A 15302-nucleotide genomic window follows, 5' to 3' on the forward strand; every position below is an offset into this window, starting at 1 on the left:
TAGCCCCCGTACGGAGGGGAGTGGCTGGGACCGCGACGGGCGGTGACGAGAGCTCCGGCGTCGTCTCCCTCAGGTCAAGAGACGGGCCTCGGCCCCCATTACCACCGCACTGGCTCACACGCCCGTCGCGGTCCTCGTCCTGCCCTCACCGCGTACCACCCCTCATCCGGGTCCGCGGCTCGGGCTCGGCACCCGGGACCTGACCTCCCGCCAGGTCCCCGGTGCAGCTCAGCGGCTCAGGCGTCGCGCAGGGCGCGGACGGCCTCCTCGACGCGGCGGCCGTAGTCGGCGTCCGCGGCGTGGAAGTGAGCCAGGTTCTTCTCGATGACGTCTTCGAGGGTGACCTGAGACAGGCCGCCGGCGATGTTCGCCACCAGACGCTGCTTCTCGGCCTCCGACATCAGGCGGTAGAGCTCACCGGCCTGGAAGAAGTCGTCGTCCTTGGTGTGGGCCGGGGCCTCGTGGGTGCCCGTGTAGCCGGAGACGGCCTTCGGGGCGCCCAGCGCCAGACCGGTCTCGGCCGGCCCCTGGTACGAGTTGGGCTCGTAGTTCTTGTCGTGGCGCGAGCCGTTGCGCAGCGCCATGACGCCGTCGCGGCCGTAGTTGTCGGCCGTCGTCGCCTTCGGGGCGTTGACCGGCAGCAGGGTGTGGTTCACACCGAGGCGGTAGCGCTGGGCGTCGGCGTACGCGAACAGGCGGCCCTGGAGCATCTTGTCCGGCGATGCGGTGATGCCCGGGACGAAGTTGTTCGGGGAGAAGGCGGACTGCTCGACCTCGGCGAAGACGTTGTCCGGGTTGCGGTCGAGGACCAGGCGGCCCACGCGCTGCAGCGGGTAGTCGCTGTGCGGCCACACCTTGGTGAGGTCGAACGGGTTGAAGCGGTAGTCCGCGGCCTCGGCGGCCGGCATGATCTGGACGTAGAGGGTCCAGCTCGGGTTCACGCCGCGCTCGATCGCCTGGAGCAGGTCGGTCTGGTGCGAGTTGGCGTCCTTGCCGACGAGCTCGGCGGCCTGGTCGCTCGACAGGCAGCGTATGCCCTGGTTCGTCTTGAAGTGGTACTTGACGAAGAAGGCATCGCCCTGCGCGTTCGTCCACTGGTAGGTGTGCGAGCCGTAGCCGTTCATGTGACGGTACGAGGCCGGGATGCCGCGGTCACCCATGAGCCAGGTGATCTGGTGCGTCGCCTCGGGGGCGTGCGCCCAGAAGTCCCAGACGTTGTCCGGCTCCTGCTTGCCCGTGAAGGGGTCGCGCTTCTGGGAGTGGATGAAGTCGGGGAACTTGATCGGGTCCTTGATGAAGAACACCGGGGTGTTGTTGCCGACGAGGTCGTAGTTGCCCTCTTCGGTGTAGAACTTCAGCGCGAAGCCGCGCGGGTCGCGGACCGCGTCCGCGCCGCCGAGGGAGTCGGCGACGGTGGAGAAGCGCAGGAAGGTCTCGGTCTTCTTGCCGACCGTGTTCAGGAACGCGGCGCTGGTGTAGGCGGTGACGTCGTCGGTCACCTCGAAGTGGCCGTACGCGGCCGAGCCACGGGCGTGCACCACGCGCTCCGGGATGCGCTCCCGGTTGAAGCGGGCCAGCTTCTCCAGGAGCTGCTGGTCCTGGATCAGGAGCGGGCCACCGACGCCGGCGGTGGCGGAGTTCTGGTTGTCGGCGACCGGGGCGCCGGACTCGGTCGTCAGCGTGCGCTTCGACATGGTGACCTTCCGTACGGGAAACCTGCTGACGGAAAGCGTCTTCCGTCATGCGGAACAGCCTAATTTCAGGCCGAACGCAGCGTCAACAGTTTGTTGAACAAAGATGGAGAGAGGTGATCCGGACGGTGCCGGCGCTTGGGCGCGACAGGACAGGTGTCAGCACCGGCACCATCCGGAAACTCAGGGCCCCTTCGGGAGGGGAGGCGCTCAGATCTGGGCGCCGGAGAGGCGCTCGACGGCGCGGAGCAGGGCGGAGTGGTCCAGGCCGCCGTCGCCCTGGGCGCGCAGCGAGGCGACCAGCTGGGCGACGACCGCGCCGACCGGGAGGGCCGCACCGACGTTGCGGGCGGCGTCGGTGACGATGCCCATGTCCTTGTGGTGCAGGTCGATCCGGAAGCCGGGCTTGAAGTCGCGGTTCAGGAAGTTGTCCTTCTTGCGGGTCAGGACCGTGGAGCCGGCCAGACCGCCGTTGAGGACGTCCAGGGCGGCGTTCAGGTCCACGCCGGACTTCTCCAGGAAGACCACGGCCTCGGCGCACGCCTGGATGTTGACCGCGACGATGAGCTGGTTGGCGGCCTTCACCGTCTGGCCGGAGCCGTGCGGACCGCAGAGCACGATGGTCTTGCCGAGGGCCTCGAGGATCGGCAGGGCCGCGTCGAAGTCGGCCTTCTCGCCACCCACCATGATCGACAGGACGGCCTCGATGGCGCCGGCCTCGCCGCCGGACACCGGGGCGTCGATGACGCGGATGCCCTTCTCGGCGGCGTTCTTGGCGAGGTCGATCGAGGTCTGCGGGGTGATCGACGACATGTCGATGATCAGCGCGCCGGACTTCGCGTTCTCCAGGATGCCGTTCTCGCCGTACGAGATGGCCTCGACCTGCGGGGAGGCGGGCACCATCGTGATGATGACGTCGGCGTCCTTGACGGCCTCGGCGATCGAGCCGGCGGCGCTGCCGCCGGCGGCGGCCAGGCGGTCCAGCTTGTCCTGCTCCAGAGTGAAGCCGGTGACCGAGTAGCCGGCCTTCAGGAGGTTTTCGGCCATGGGGGAGCCCATGATGCCGAGGCCGATCCAGGCGATGTTGGGGAGGGTGCTCATGATGAGGGTCCTTCTCTTAATGCTTCGTACGAAAAGTGCGAGGGGTGCCTGGCTGATCGCCCGGACTTCGTCCGCCTAATCGGCGGCGCGGGCCCCGGCCGGCAGCCACGCGAAGGAGGCGGCGGCGTCGGCGGCCTTGTACTCCAGGCCTACGTAGCCCTCGTATCCGGCCTTCTTCAGCTGGTCGAGCAGCTCCTCCAGGGGCAGCTCGCCGGTGCCGGGGGCACCGCGTCCGGGCTTGTCCGCGATCTGGACGTGTCCGGTCTTGGCGGCGTACTTTTCGATGACCTCGGAGAGGTCCTCATCGTTCATCGCCAGGTGGTACAGGTCGAGGAGGAACTTGGCGTTCCCGAGGCCGGTGGCCTCGTTCACCTTGTCCACGATCTCGATGCCGGCCGGGGCGCTCACCAGCGGGTAGAGCGGCGACTCGGGCTTGTTGAGGGTCTCGATCAGCAGGATCGCGCCGACGCGGTCGGCGGCCCGGGCCGCCACGACCAGGTTCTCCAGGGCGAGCTCGTCCTGAACGGCCGGGTCCACACCCTCGACGCGGTTGCCGTACAGGGCGTTCAGCGCCTTGCAGCCCACCGAGGCCGCGAAGTCCGCGGCCACGTTGATGTTGGCGTTGAAGCGGTCCGACTCCTCACCGGGCACCGAGACCGCGCCGCGGTCCGGGCCCGGCAGCCGGCCGGCGTAGAAGTTCAGGCCCACCAGCTGGGTGCCGGCGTCCTCGAGAGCCTTCTTGAGGGCGTCCAGCTCCGCCTGAGCGGGGGTGGGGGTCTCGATCCAGGGCCACCACAGCTCGACCGCGGTGAAGCCCGCCGCGGCGGCTGCCGCGGGACGCTCCAGGAGCGGGAGTTCCGTGAAGAGGATCGAAAGGTTCACATCGAAGCGCTGGTCCGTGTATCCCATGAGGGGTGTGCGCTCCTTCCGTATTGCGGAAGTTAGTTTCTGCTTGATGGAAGACTGCATGGGCTTCCGCGTGGATGTCAAGCCCGGACCCCCGAAAAAACGTCCCCGTCCGCCCACCCGGCCGCCGCCCCCTTGCGCAGACGCGTTCGCGCCGCCGCTTCCCGTCCGGGTAGCTTGACCAGCGTGCGATTGAGAGTGGAGTTCACGACCGAGCCCTTCGATCTCGAAGAGGCGCCCGCCCATGCCGTGGCCGCTCGCGAGGTCATCCAGAAGGCCCATCTGGACGCCGTCGACGTGGGGCCGTTCGGCAACACGGCCGAGGGCGACGCCGACGCCGTGCTGACCGCGGTGGCCGCGCTTCTGCGCGATTCGCTGGAGTCCGGGGCCACCCGCGTCTCGCTCCAGGTCAACGTGATCGGGGAGGACACCCCATGACCGAGCCCCGCGACCACCCCTTCGTCACCGCGGTCAAGCCCCTCGTCGACGCGATGGGCGGCGAGCTGATGGATCCGGCCCTGGCGCAGCCCGACGACGTCGTGCTCACCTGGGAGGGTCAGGAGCTGCTGGCCGTACGGCTGCCCCAGCTGTCCGACTCGCTGGAGCGGATCCTGGCGGCGCTGGAGCGCCGGCACGGCGTACCGTTGTCACAGCTCGACCGGAAGTCCAAGCAGGACGTCGTACGGATACTGGAGGCGCGCGGCGCCTTCTCCGTGCGGCACGGTGTGGAGACGGTCGCGGGCGCGCTGGGCGTAAGCCGTTTCACGGTCTACAACTACCTGAACAGGGAAAACGCCAACAAAGACAACCAGGTGTGAAACCCGCCTGACTCACGGTGACGAGCCGCCGCCCCATTCATCCGGGCGGCGGCTTTTGTGTACGGGAAGTTTCAACAAAGTGTTGACGCCGTGTTGTCGAGGGCGTTAGCTATGCGCAGCCCGTCAAGCAACAACAGGCCACGGAGGCCTACCGTGACTTCGAGTCCGACCCCGGGTCTCACCCGGTTCAACGCCTTGGACGACAGTGCGGCCACGGCCGAGCTGCACGAGGTGTGCGCCAGTTCGGCATGGGGGAGCAAGCTGCTCGCCCAGCGCCCCTTCGCCGGCCCCGAAGCCCTGTTTTCGGCCAACGAGTCCGCCATGGCGGAGCTCACCGCCGAGGACCTGGCCGAGGCGATGGCAGGCCACGCGCCGATCGGCCGGCCGAAGCCCGGAGACCCGACCTCCGCCCGCGAGCAGCGCGGCATGGCCGGTGCCTCGGAGGAGCTCAAGAACGAGCTCCTCGAACTGAACCTGGCGTACCAGGAGAAGTTCGGCCACGTCTTCCTCATCTGCGCCACCGGTGCGACCGGTGAGTTCATGCGGGACGCGGTCAGGGTCCGGATCGAGAACTCGCCGGAGCAGGAGCGGGAAATCGCCCGCGGCGAGCTCGTCAAGATCAACAAGATCCGTCTGACCCGCCTCGTCGAACTCGCAGAAGAAGGAGCGTGAGCATGAGCACCGCCACCACCGCGTCGGTGTCCACGCACATCCTGGACACCAGCATCGGACGCCCCGCCGAGGGCGTCGCCATCTCCCTGTCCGCCCGTACGGGCCTGGACGGCGAGTGGGCGGCCCTGGGCGGCTCCGCCACCGATGCGGACGGGCGATGCAAGGACCTGCCGGCGCTGCCGGAGGGCACCACCCACGTGCGTCTCGACTTCGAGACCGAGACGTACTTCTCCAAGAAGCAAGCCGAGGCGCAGCAGGACGCCCCCCGCGTAAGGGACAGCGGTGCGTTCTTCCCCGAGGTAACGATCACCTTCGCGGTGAACCCGGGCGAGCACTACCACGTACCGCTGCTGCTCAACCCGTTCGGCTACTCCGTTTACCGAGGGAGCTAGCATGGCCACGATTCTGGGCCAGAACCAGTACGGCAAAGCAGAGAACCGCGTCGTCAAGATCACGCGGGACGGCGACACCCACCACATCAAGGACCTGAACGTCTCGGTCGCCCTCTCCGGCGACATGGACGACGTCCACTACTCCGGCTCGAACGCCAACGTCCTTCCGACGGACACCACCAAGAACACGGTGTACGCGTTCGCCAAGGAGTACGGCATCGAGTCCGCCGAGCAGTTCGGCATCCACCTGGCGCGCTGGTTCGTGAACAGCCAGGAGCCGATCCAGAAGGCGCGCATCCGGATCGAGGAGTACGCCTGGGACCGGATCGCCACCTCGGACGCCAACTCCAAGTTCATCGGCTCCGACGAGGTGAACCACTCCTTCGTCCGCAAGGGCATGGAGACCCGCGTCACCCAGATCACGTACGACGGCCAGAACTGGGAGGTCATCTCCGGCCTCAAGGACCTGATCGTCATGAACTCCACCAACTCGGAGTTCTGGGGTTACGTGAAGGACAAGTACACGACCCTGCAGGAGGCGTACGACCGCATCCTGGCCACCCAGGTGTCGGGTCGCTGGCGCTTCAACTGGACCGACGACGAGCAGCGGATGCCCAACTGGGAGAAGTCCTACGCCGAGACCAAGAAGCACATGCTCCAGGCCTTCGCCGAGACCTACTCCCTCTCGCTGCAGCAGACCCTGTACCAGATGGGCTCGCGCATCATCAACCACCGTTCGGAGATCGACGAGGTCCGCTTCTCGCTCCCGAACAAGCACCACTTCCTGGTCGACCTGGAGCCCTTCGGCCTCAAGAACGACAACGAGGTCTACTTCGCCGCGGACCGTCCCTACGGTCTGATCGAGGCCACGATCCTGCGGGACGGCGTGGACGCCCGCATCCCCGTGGACATGACCAACCTCTGAGCGCGGTGAGCGTCGCGTCCCGGGGCTCCGCAGTGGCCCCGGGACGGCGCGCGACACGCCCTCCACTTCCAGAATCGGCACCCGGACGCAACCAACGGGGCGACAGTACTGTCAGCTGTCAGGCCCCCGGCTCCGGCACTCAAATCCCCTGGGTTTTGCCGTGCCCGCACCGCCACTGAAAGCACGAGGAAGTCCCATGGCAGCATCGGCAGCCCAGGACGGCGCAGTAGAGCGCATCGTCATCGAGAACTGTGCGATCGCAACCGTCGACGCGAACGACACCGAGTACGCCTCGGGTCACATCGTCATCGCCGGCAACAAGATCGAGTCCATCGGCGCGGGCAAGGCCCCCGAGAACCTCGACAACGTCGTCCGCCGCATCGACGGCACCGGGCACCTCGTGACCCCCGGTCTGGTCAACACGCACCACCACTTCTACCAGTGGATCACGCGTGGCCTGGCCACCGACCACAACCTCTTCAACTGGCTCGTCGCGCTGTACCCGACGTGGGCGCGCATCGACGAGCAGATGGCCTACTCGGCCGCCCAGGGCTCCCTCGCCGCGATGGCCCGCGGTGGTGTCACCACCGCGATGGACCACCACTACGTGTACCCCAAGGGGGCCGGCGACCTCTCCGGCGCGATCATCCGCGCCGCCTCCGAGATGGGCGTCCGCTTCACCCTCGCCCGCGGCTCCATGGACCGCAGCGAGAAGGACGGCGGCCTGCCGCCGGACCACGCGGTCGAGACCCTGGAAGGCGCGCTCGCCGACACCGAGGCGACCGTGAAGAAGTACCACGACGCCTCCTTCGACGCGATGACCCAGGTCGCCGTCGCCCCCTGCTCCCCCTTCTCGGTCTCCACCGAGCTGCTGAAGCAGGGCGCCGAGCTGGCCCGCCGCCTCGGTGTGCGCATGCACACGCACGGCAGCGAGACCGTCGAGGAAGAGAAGTTCTGCCACGAGCTCTTCGGCATGGGCCCGACCGACTACTTCGAGTCGACGGGCTGGCTCGGCGAGGACGTGTGGATGGCGCACAGCGTCCACATGAACGACTCCGACATCGCCGCGTTCGCCCGCACCAAGACCGGTGTGGCGCACTGCCCGTCCTCCAACGCCCGGCTGGCCGCCGGCATCGCCCGCGTCCCGGACATGCTGGCCGCCGGCGTACCGGTCGGCCTCGGCGTGGACGGCACCGCCTCCAACGAGTCCGGCGAGCTGCACACCGAGCTGCGCAACGCGCTGCTGATCAACCGCCTGAACCCGGTCCACCGCGAGGCCGCCCTCAATGCCCGCCAGGCCCTGCGCCTCGGTACGTACGGCGGCGCCCAGGTCCTCGGCCGCGCCGGCAACATCGGCTCGCTGGAGGCCGGCAAGTGCGCCGACCTGGTGCTCTGGAACGTCAGCACCTTCCTGCACTCCTCGATCGCCGACCCGGTGACCGCGCTCGTCTTCGGTGCGGCCGCCCCGGTGACGGCTTCGTTCGTCAACGGCAAGCAGATCGTCGAGAACAACCGGCTCCTCTTCGCCGACGAGGACGCCATCGCGGTGTCCACCCGTGAAGAGGCCCAGCGCCTGGCGCGCATCACCGCGCAGGGCTGACCCCTGGAGTCCGGTCGGGGGGGACGGCCCCCGACCGGTCGCCGCGGACCCGAGCGGGGTCCGCGGCAGCCGTTCCCGGGAAGCGCCCGAGGTTCTTCCGAGGGCGTTCCCGGGGGCGGTGACTCGTGCCACTGCTCGCGCGCCACCCATGCCACCGCGTGGCCGGAACGGTTTGGGCGAATCGTTTCTGTGCCTCCTGAGCAAGAAGTCCCCCCCCGCACACGCACACCACGCACCACCCACAACTCCATACCGGCTCGACTCGCACAGCGTTCGCACCACCTCCAAGACACCCACGTCCCTGCCGACGTGTTACCCGACCGGAGGAAGCCGTGGCCCACACGCCCAGGTTTCGCAAAGATGCAGTCGCAGTACCGGAGGAGAAGCACCCGGTCGACGAGACCCTGCCTCCTCTGAAGATGTTCACGAGCGGCCTCCAGCACGTGGCCGCCATGTACGCGGGTGTCGTGGCCCCGCCCATGATCGTCGGCCCTGCCGTCGGACTCTCCGCGACCGAGACGGCGTTCCTGATGGGCGCCTCGCTCTTCACCGCCGGCCTCGCCACCCTCCTCCAGACCCTCGGTTTCTGGAAGATCGGCGCCAAGCTCCCCTTCGTCAACGGCGTTTCGTTCGCCGGAGTGACCCCGATGATCGCCATAGGCAAGGGCGAGGGGGTGGACGCCATCCCCGTCATCTTCGGCGCGATCATCGTCGCCGGGGTCGTCGGCTTCCTCGCCGCCCCGTACTTCGGGAAGCTGGTCCGCTTCTTCCCGCCGGTCGTCACCGGTACGGTCATCACCCTGATCGGCGTCTCCCTGCTGCCGGTGGCCTTCAACTGGTCGCAGGGCGGCAACCGCACCGCCACCGACTACGGCTCGATGAAGAACATCGGCATGGCCGCCGTCACCCTCCTCATCGTCCTCGTGATGCGCAAGTTCCTGCGCGGCTTCCTCCAGCAGATCTCGATCCTGCTCGGCCTCGTGGCGGGCACGCTGATCGCGCTCCCGCTCGGGATGACCAGCTTCGACGCCGTCAAGAACGCCTCATTGGTGGGTTTCCCGACCCCGTTCCACTTCGGCGCGCCGCAGTTCCAGGTCGCCGCCATCATCTCGATGTGCATCGTGATGCTGGTGTGCATGACGGAGTCCACCGCCGACATCCTCGCGCTCGGCAAGATCGTGGGCCGTCCGGCGGACGCGAAGACCATCGAGGGCGGGCTGCGCGCCGATACGCTCGGCAGCGCCCTCAGCCCGCTGTTCAACGGCTTCATGTGCAGTGCCTTCGCGCAGAACATCGGGCTCGTGGCGATGACCAAGGTGCGCAGCCGGTTCGTCGTCGCCGCGGGCGGCGGCATCCTGATCCTGCTGGGGCTGTGCCCGATGGCGGCCTCCGTCATCGGAGTGGTCCCGCTGCCCGTGCTCGGCGGAGCGGGCATCGTGCTCTTCGGCTCGGTCGCGGCGAGCGGAATCCAGACCCTGGCGGGTGCGGCCATGGAGAAGGGCGAGAACGCCCTGATCGTCGCCGCCTCGGTGGGCATCGGCCTGATCCCGATTGCGGCGCCCGGGTTCTACCACGCCTTCCCGAAGGACCTGCTGGTCGTCCTGGACTCGGGCATCAGCACGGGCTGCGTGGTGGCCATCGCGCTGAACCTGGCGTTCAACCACTTCGGCGCCCGGCGCGCCGGGGCCGCCGCCCCGGAAACCGCCCCGGAAGCCGTCCCGGTGCACTGACCGGTGGCCCGGGACGGGACCCGCACCGGGCCGGGCCGGTCGGCGACGGCCGGTGCGGACGCCACCCACTGCGGGTGTGGCGTCCGCACCGGCCGTCGTCGCGTACCCGCCCGTGCCCGCGGTGTCAGCCGGTTCCGCCGCCGGCGGCTGCAGGGGCCCAGAGCATCAGGTTGCTCATCAGGTCCGCCTGCTCGATGGCGTCGTCGAGCGCGTGGTGGGTGTGGCGGCGGGCGGAGAGCAGTTCGCGGGGCATCCGGCCCTTGACCGCCGCGCGCAGCGGGACGCGCGCCTTCGTCGCGTACAGGGTCTTCATGTCGAGGCAGCCGGAGTGCCCGAAGGGGCTCTCGCCGCCGAAGCTCATCAAGTACCAGTACAGGAACGTCCAGTCGAAGGCGGCCGGGTAGCCGCACATCACGGGCTGGGCCCCGGCCTCGGCGCTGACCTCCCGTACCCAGGCGCGGAACTCGGCCATGGCCGCCGCCGGTTCGGCACCCTCGCGCAGCAGCCGGTCGCGGTCGAGCCCGCTGACGGCGAGCGCCTCGGGCACGTAGCGGTCGCTGATCGGCCGCAGTTCCCGGTAGAAGGTGTGCCGTTCGGGGTCCGCGGCCGTATACGAAGCGCCGTCCTGCCGCCCCGCGACGGCGGCCCCGAAGCTGATCATCGAGTACGGGCCGGGGATCGGGCCGTCGGCCTCGACGTCGACGGAGATGTATAGGCTGGGGCGTGCGGTACGGGTGGGCATGAGCAGATGATGCCGGTCCGCCGCCGCTGCGATCATCCGGTTTACCGGGCGCCGGATCCCGTCCGCGCCCCCGGGCCCCTCTACACGCTTGCCCTCCGCGGCGAGGACATCCGGTCCACCATCTTCACGACCGTGCGGCGGCTGGCGAGCCGGCCGCTGAAGGCCATGACGCGGTTCATGGTTCCGGAGATCACGCTCGGCGCCGGATTGCGCCGGTCCAGTGCCTTCAGCGCGGTGCGCACCACCTGCTCGGAGGTCTGCATCTTGGTGCCGCTCGCGGCGTCCTCCGAGCCGACGACCTCGAAGAACTCCGTCTTCGTCGCGCCGGGCGAGAGCGCGAGGACGCGCAGGCCGGTGGAGCGGGACTCCTGCCAGAGGGCCTCGGTGAAGCTCAGGACGAAGGCCTTGGCGGCGCCGTACACGGCCATGTTCGGGACGGGCTGGTAGCCCGCCACGCTGGCGACGTTGACCAGCACCCCCTCACCGCGGCTGCGCAGCGGGCCGATGAAGGCGCGGCTGATGTCGACCACGGCCATGACGTCGAGGGCCACCTCCTGCCGCAGCCGCTGCGGGTCCTCCAGGTGGAAGCGCCCGTACGTGCCGAAGCCGGCGTTGTTGACGACGCTGGACACCGTGATCCCGCGCCGCTCGACCTCGGCGGCCAGCAGCTCGCCGCAGCCCTCGACGGACAGGTCCATGGCGATCACCTCGACCTTGACGGCGTGCGCCGCCGACAGCTGCGCGGCGAGCGCCTTGAGGCGGTCCTCCCGGCGGGCGACGAGAACGAGGTCGGACCCCCGTGCCGCGAGCCGGCGCGCGAACTCGGCGCCCAGGCCCGAGCTGGCACCGGTGATCAGGGTGGTCCGGCCCCGGTAATCGACCGCGTTCACAGTGGCTCCTGCCCTCGGATGACAACGACTGGGCATCACTGTATGCCCGCTTGGCAGTGACTGCCAAGCGGGCAGCAAGGTCCAGGCTGGCGGTCCGCCTATATGCTGGCCCGATGGGGACAACCGCGACGCAGCCGAGCCTGTGGGACCGCTCCCGGCAGGCCGTGGTGGCGAGCATCTTCGACACGGCCATGCGGCTCTTCGCCGAGCAGGGGTACGAGGCCACGACCATCGCCCAGATCGCCAAGGAGGCGGGGATCTCCCAGCGCTCGCTGTTCCGGTACTTCGGCACCAAGGAGGACATCGTCTGCGGGGAGCAGGAGGAGCTGGGCGAGCTGCTGCGCGCGACGGTGGAGGCCCAGCCCGCCGCGGCCACCGCGTGGGAGGCCCTGCGCGCCGGTTTCGAGGTGCTCATGGAGGCGCACGGCGAACCGGGGAAGCTGCTGGAGATCACGACGCTGATCTTCGACACCCCGCCGCTGCGCGCCCGTTACACGCAGAAGCGGCTGCGCTGGCAGGAGCTGGTCCAGCCCGCGGTGACGGCCCGGATGCCCGCCGGGGAGGGCCCGCTCCCGCAGGTGCGCGCCGCGGCCGTGACCGCCACCGTCTTCGCCTGCGTGGACGCCGCCACCGAGGCCTGGGTGCGCAGTGGCGGCAGCGCCGACCTGGCGACCCTGTACGACGAGGCGCTGGCCGCCGTACGCGGCTGACGGCGCCCTTCCCGCGCGTGCGGCCGTACGCGAAAGGGCGCCCGCGCAGGTCACCGCGGGCGCCCCGGACCGGGAGCGAGGGCTCAGGGGGCGGACGCCAGGAACATGCCCGTGTGATCCGCTCCGGCGGTGTTCTTGCAGCTGGAGGCGGAGTTCGCGGGCTGGGCCACGGCGAGGTTCAGGCAGCGCCCGAGCGCCAGTTGGCCGAAGTGGTTCGGGTGCATGGACTCCTGGACGAGCCCCTGCGTCTCGCTGCTGTCGATCCAGCGCGCCCACTCGCTCGTCTTCGCCGACGCGGGCGCCGAGCTGCTCACCTGCTTGCTGGCCTTCGCGCACACCTCGCGGCCCTGCATCATGTCCCGCAGGTCCAGGAACTGCACGCCCTTGGCGGCGGCGACCGCCTTGAGGCGCCCGGCGATCTGCGGCACGAGAGAATCACGCGCCCAGTCCGAGTCCCGGTTCCAGAACGGGCAGCCTCCGGTGTTGAGCCGGCTCCAGTCGCTCTGCGGGTACCGGTTCTCGGCGCCGCGCGGGATCGGCGACGGGTAGGACTGGAGCACGATCCGGTACGAGGAGTCGGTGTACCCGGCGGTCCGCATCACGGCGCGGACCTCGTCCACGGACTTGCCGACGTTCGCCATCACCCCGTCCATCTTCTCGTCGACGCCGTACTGCTGGTCGTCGTAGCAGTACGAGCCCCACAGGGCGAAGTCGAGGGCGCAGTCCTTGATGATGTCGGCGAAGCCGAGGTCGTTGCCGCCGATGGACAGGGCGATGACCTTGACGTTGTTCGCGCGGGCCACGGCGGCGAGCTGATCGGCCTGCGGCGCCTCGCCCTTGAAGGCGACGCCGCCGCTGGCGGCGCGGAAGACGTTCTCGGAAGTCGCCCCGGAGCAGGCCAGGTTCACGGCCACGTCCGCGATGGCCCCGGCGCTCTGGACCTCGGCGGAGTCGGAGCGGTGGCATCCCCCGGCGGTGCTGCCGTACACCTTGGCGGGGTCGTAGGCGTTCCCCGAGACCCACGCGCGGTCCGTGCCGGTCCGGTTCCCGCTGTTGGTCAGGCTGTTGCCCTTCCAGCGGCCGGCCTCGCCGGAGATGTAGCTGTCGCCCATGGACACCACGGCGGTGGGTCCGGTCCCGGGGCTGGCCGCGGAGGTCCCCGCGGAGCCGGCGAGCAGAGCGCCGACGGCGAGCGGCAGAACCATCCCGGCCCCGGCGAGTCGTCGCGCTCGACTGAGGGTCCGGTCCTTGCTGGCGGTGCGGAATCCGATCACGGCGGAACTCCTGCGGTCGGCCATGGCGATGCCGAAGAGAACTCCGGTGCATGGCTGGGAAAGTGGGGGTACCGCCGGCCGGTGGCATCGGAAAGGTGACATGCGGCACGTTGTTACCGCTAGGTAGCCGCAGATTACGATGACGTAACGACCGACCGGTCGTTCGGGCCCTCAACGTTCCGCTTCCGCGGTCGAGTTCGGCCGCCGGCGCCGGGCTGCGGCCGCCGCGCCGAGGCCCGTGGCCGCCCGTACGCGAAAACACCTCCACCCCCGGGCCTGGGGCCTGGGGGCGGAGGTGGGAGTCCGGCCGCTGTGCGGGTCGGTCGGGCTGGTCAGCCGACGAGCTGGTCGTAGGCCGGGAGGGTGAGGAAGTCCGCGTAGTCCGCGTCCAGGGAGACCTGGAGGAGGAGGTCGTGGGCCTGCTGCCACTTCCCGGCCGCGAAGGCCTCCTCGCCGATCTCGGCGCGGATCGCGGCCAGCTCCCCGGCGGCGATCTCGCGGGTGAGGTCGGCGGTGGCCGTCTTGCCGTTCTCGAAGACGACGCCAGCGTTGATCCACTGCCAGATCTGCGAGCGGGAGATCTCGGCGGTGGCCGCGTCCTCCATCAGGCCGAAGATGCCGACCGCGCCCAGGCCGCGCAGCCAGGCCTCGATGTAGCGGATGCCGACCTGGACGGCGTTGCGCAGGCCCTCGTACGTCGGCTTCGCGTCGAGCGAGTCGATCGCGATGAGCTCGCCGGGCGCCACCGAGACGTCCTCGCGCAGCCGGTCCTTCTGGTTCGGCTTCTCGCCGAGGACGGCGTCGAAGGAGGCCATCGCGATCGGGACCAGGTCGGGGTGGGCGACCCAGGAACCGTCGAAGCCGTCGCCCGCCTCGCGGTCCTTGTCGGCCTTGACCTTCTCGAAGGCGACCCGGTTGGCCTCGGCGTCCTTGCGGGACGGGATGAAGGCCGCCATGCCGCCGATGGCGTGCGCGCCGCGCTTGTGGCAGGTGCGGACCAGGAGCTCGGTGTACGCCCGCCTGAACGGGGCCGTCATCGTCACCGCGTTGCGGTCCGGAAGGACGAACTTCCCGCCGCCGTCACGGAAGTTCTTCACGATCGAGAACAGGTAGTCCCAACGGCCCGCGTTCAGGCCCGCCGCGTGGTCGCGCAGTTCGTAGAGGATCTCCTCCATCTCGTACGCGGCCGTGATGGTCTCGATCAGGACGGTCGCGCGGACCGTGCCCTGCGGGATGCCGACGTAGTCCTGCGAGAAGACGAAGATCTCGTTCCAGAGGCGCGCCTCCAGGTGCGACTCCGTCTTCGGCAGGTAGAAGTACGGGCCCTTGCCGAGCTCGATGAGCCGCTTGGCGTTGTGGAAGAAGTACAGGCCGAAGTCGACCAGCGCGCCGGGGACCGGGCGGCCCTCGATCTGGAGGTGGCGCTCCTCCAGGTGCCAGCCGCGCGGGCGCATCACGACGGTCGCCAGCTGCTCGGCCGGCTTCAGGGCGTACGACTTGCCCGTGCGCGGGTCCGTGAAGTCGATGCGGCGCTCGTAGGCATCGATCAGGTTGAGCTGGCCGAGGACGACGTTCTCCCAGGTGGGGGCGGAGGCGTCCTCGAAGTCGGCGAGCCAGACCTTGGCGCCCGAGTTCAGGGCGTTGACGGTCATCTTGCGGTCGGTGGGACCGGTGATCTCCACACGGCGGTCGTTCAGCGCGGCCGGCGCCGGCGCGACCTTCCAGTCGCCCTCGCGGACCTGTGCGGTGTCCGGGAGGAAGTCGAGGTGGGAGGTGCGGGCGATCTCGGCGCGGCGCTCGGCGCGGCGGGCGAGCAGCTCGTCGCGGCGGGGCGTGAACCGCCGGTGGAGT

Annotated in this window: 15 protein-coding genes; 8 read left to right on the top strand and 7 right to left on the bottom strand. The window is 69.5% G+C overall.

The features are described from left to right. Positions 1–236 precede the first annotated feature (236 nt). From ACS04_RS21660 to ACS04_RS21670, 3 genes are all read right to left on the bottom strand, one after another. Entirely contained in the window at positions 237–1694 is a 1458-nt protein-coding gene (locus ACS04_RS21660; RefSeq protein WP_048478350.1) for a catalase, read from the bottom strand. 207 nt (positions 1695–1901) lie between these two features. Continuing rightward, positions 1902–2792: a 2-hydroxy-3-oxopropionate reductase gene (locus ACS04_RS21665; protein ID WP_048478351.1), complete on the bottom strand. Its 891-nt coding sequence runs from the start codon at positions 2790–2792 to the stop codon at positions 1902–1904. Between the two features lie 75 nt (positions 2793–2867). Further along, positions 2868–3701: a TIM barrel protein gene (locus tag ACS04_RS21670; RefSeq protein WP_048478352.1), complete on the bottom strand. Its 834-nt coding sequence runs from the start codon at positions 3699–3701 to the stop codon at positions 2868–2870. Positions 3702–3884: 183 nt separating this feature from the next. Here ACS04_RS21670 and ACS04_RS21675 point away from each other — a divergent pair, with 183 nt between their 5' ends. The 7 genes from ACS04_RS21675 to ACS04_RS21705 all read left to right on the top strand — a co-directional run bounded on the left by ACS04_RS21675 (position 3885) and on the right by ACS04_RS21705 (position 9835). Further along, positions 3885–4136: a thiamine-binding protein gene (locus ACS04_RS21675; RefSeq protein WP_078865096.1), complete on the top strand. Its 252-nt coding sequence runs from the start codon at positions 3885–3887 to the stop codon at positions 4134–4136. Beyond that, positions 4133–4516, top strand: coding sequence for a helix-turn-helix domain-containing protein (locus ACS04_RS21680; RefSeq protein WP_048478354.1), 384 nt, complete (start codon positions 4133–4135; stop codon positions 4514–4516). Before ACS04_RS21675 ends, ACS04_RS21680 begins: the two co-directional genes overlap by 4 nt. Positions 4517–4669: 153 nt before the next feature. Then, positions 4670–5188 carry a 2-oxo-4-hydroxy-4-carboxy-5-ureidoimidazoline decarboxylase gene (gene uraD / locus ACS04_RS21685; RefSeq protein WP_048478355.1) on the top strand — a complete coding sequence of 173 codons (519 nt, stop codon included), beginning with the start codon at positions 4670–4672 and terminating at the stop codon, positions 5186–5188. A gap of 2 nt (positions 5189–5190) precedes the next feature. After that, positions 5191–5580 carry a hydroxyisourate hydrolase gene (gene uraH / locus ACS04_RS21690; protein WP_048478356.1) on the top strand — a complete coding sequence of 130 codons (390 nt, stop codon included), beginning with the start codon at positions 5191–5193 and terminating at the stop codon, positions 5578–5580. A gap of 1 nt (position 5581) precedes the next feature. Then, the gene (pucL, locus tag ACS04_RS21695; protein ID WP_048478357.1) at positions 5582–6505 is read left to right on the top strand and encodes a factor-independent urate hydroxylase; all 924 of its coding nucleotides are present in this window, start codon (positions 5582–5584) and stop codon (positions 6503–6505) included. Between the two features lie 196 nt (positions 6506–6701). Next, entirely contained in the window at positions 6702–8105 is a 1404-nt protein-coding gene (locus ACS04_RS21700) for an 8-oxoguanine deaminase (protein ID WP_048478358.1), read from the top strand. 332 nt (positions 8106–8437) lie between these two features. After that, the gene (locus ACS04_RS21705) at positions 8438–9835 is read left to right on the top strand and encodes a nucleobase:cation symporter-2 family protein (protein WP_078865098.1); all 1398 of its coding nucleotides are present in this window, start codon (positions 8438–8440) and stop codon (positions 9833–9835) included. A 124-nt stretch (positions 9836–9959) separates the two neighbouring features. On the opposite strand, the gene ACS04_RS21710 is transcribed toward ACS04_RS21705, so the two are convergent. Then, positions 9960–10577, bottom strand: a complete 618-nt coding sequence (locus ACS04_RS21710) for a 3'-5' exonuclease (protein ID WP_048478410.1) — start codon at positions 10575–10577, stop codon at positions 9960–9962. An 80-nt stretch (positions 10578–10657) separates the two neighbouring features. Beyond that, positions 10658–11467 carry an SDR family NAD(P)-dependent oxidoreductase gene (locus ACS04_RS21715; protein WP_053080877.1) on the bottom strand — a complete coding sequence of 270 codons (810 nt, stop codon included), beginning with the start codon at positions 11465–11467 and terminating at the stop codon, positions 10658–10660. 113 nt (positions 11468–11580) lie between these two features. On the opposite strand from ACS04_RS21715, the gene ACS04_RS21720 reads away from it, so the two are divergent. After that, entirely contained in the window at positions 11581–12177 is a 597-nt protein-coding gene (locus tag ACS04_RS21720; protein ID WP_048478361.1) for a TetR/AcrR family transcriptional regulator, read from the top strand. 83 nt (positions 12178–12260) lie between these two features. Here the strand turns inward: ACS04_RS21720 and ACS04_RS21725 are convergent, their stop codons facing one another. Both ACS04_RS21725 and aceB read right to left on the bottom strand, forming a co-directional pair. Next, positions 12261–13451 (bottom strand): GDSL-type esterase/lipase family protein, encoded by a 1191-nt coding sequence (locus ACS04_RS21725; protein ID WP_398024702.1) that lies wholly within the window; start codon positions 13449–13451, stop codon positions 12261–12263. Positions 13452–13783: 332 nt separating this feature from the next. Next, a partial coding sequence (aceB, locus tag ACS04_RS21730) for a malate synthase A (RefSeq protein ID WP_048478412.1) occupies positions 13784–15302 on the bottom strand: 1519 nt, incomplete at its 5' end.

Origin of the sequence: Streptomyces roseus (assembly GCF_001044425.1) — a bacterium.
Classification (GTDB): Bacteria; Actinomycetota; Actinomycetes; order Streptomycetales; family Streptomycetaceae; genus Streptomyces; species Streptomyces roseus.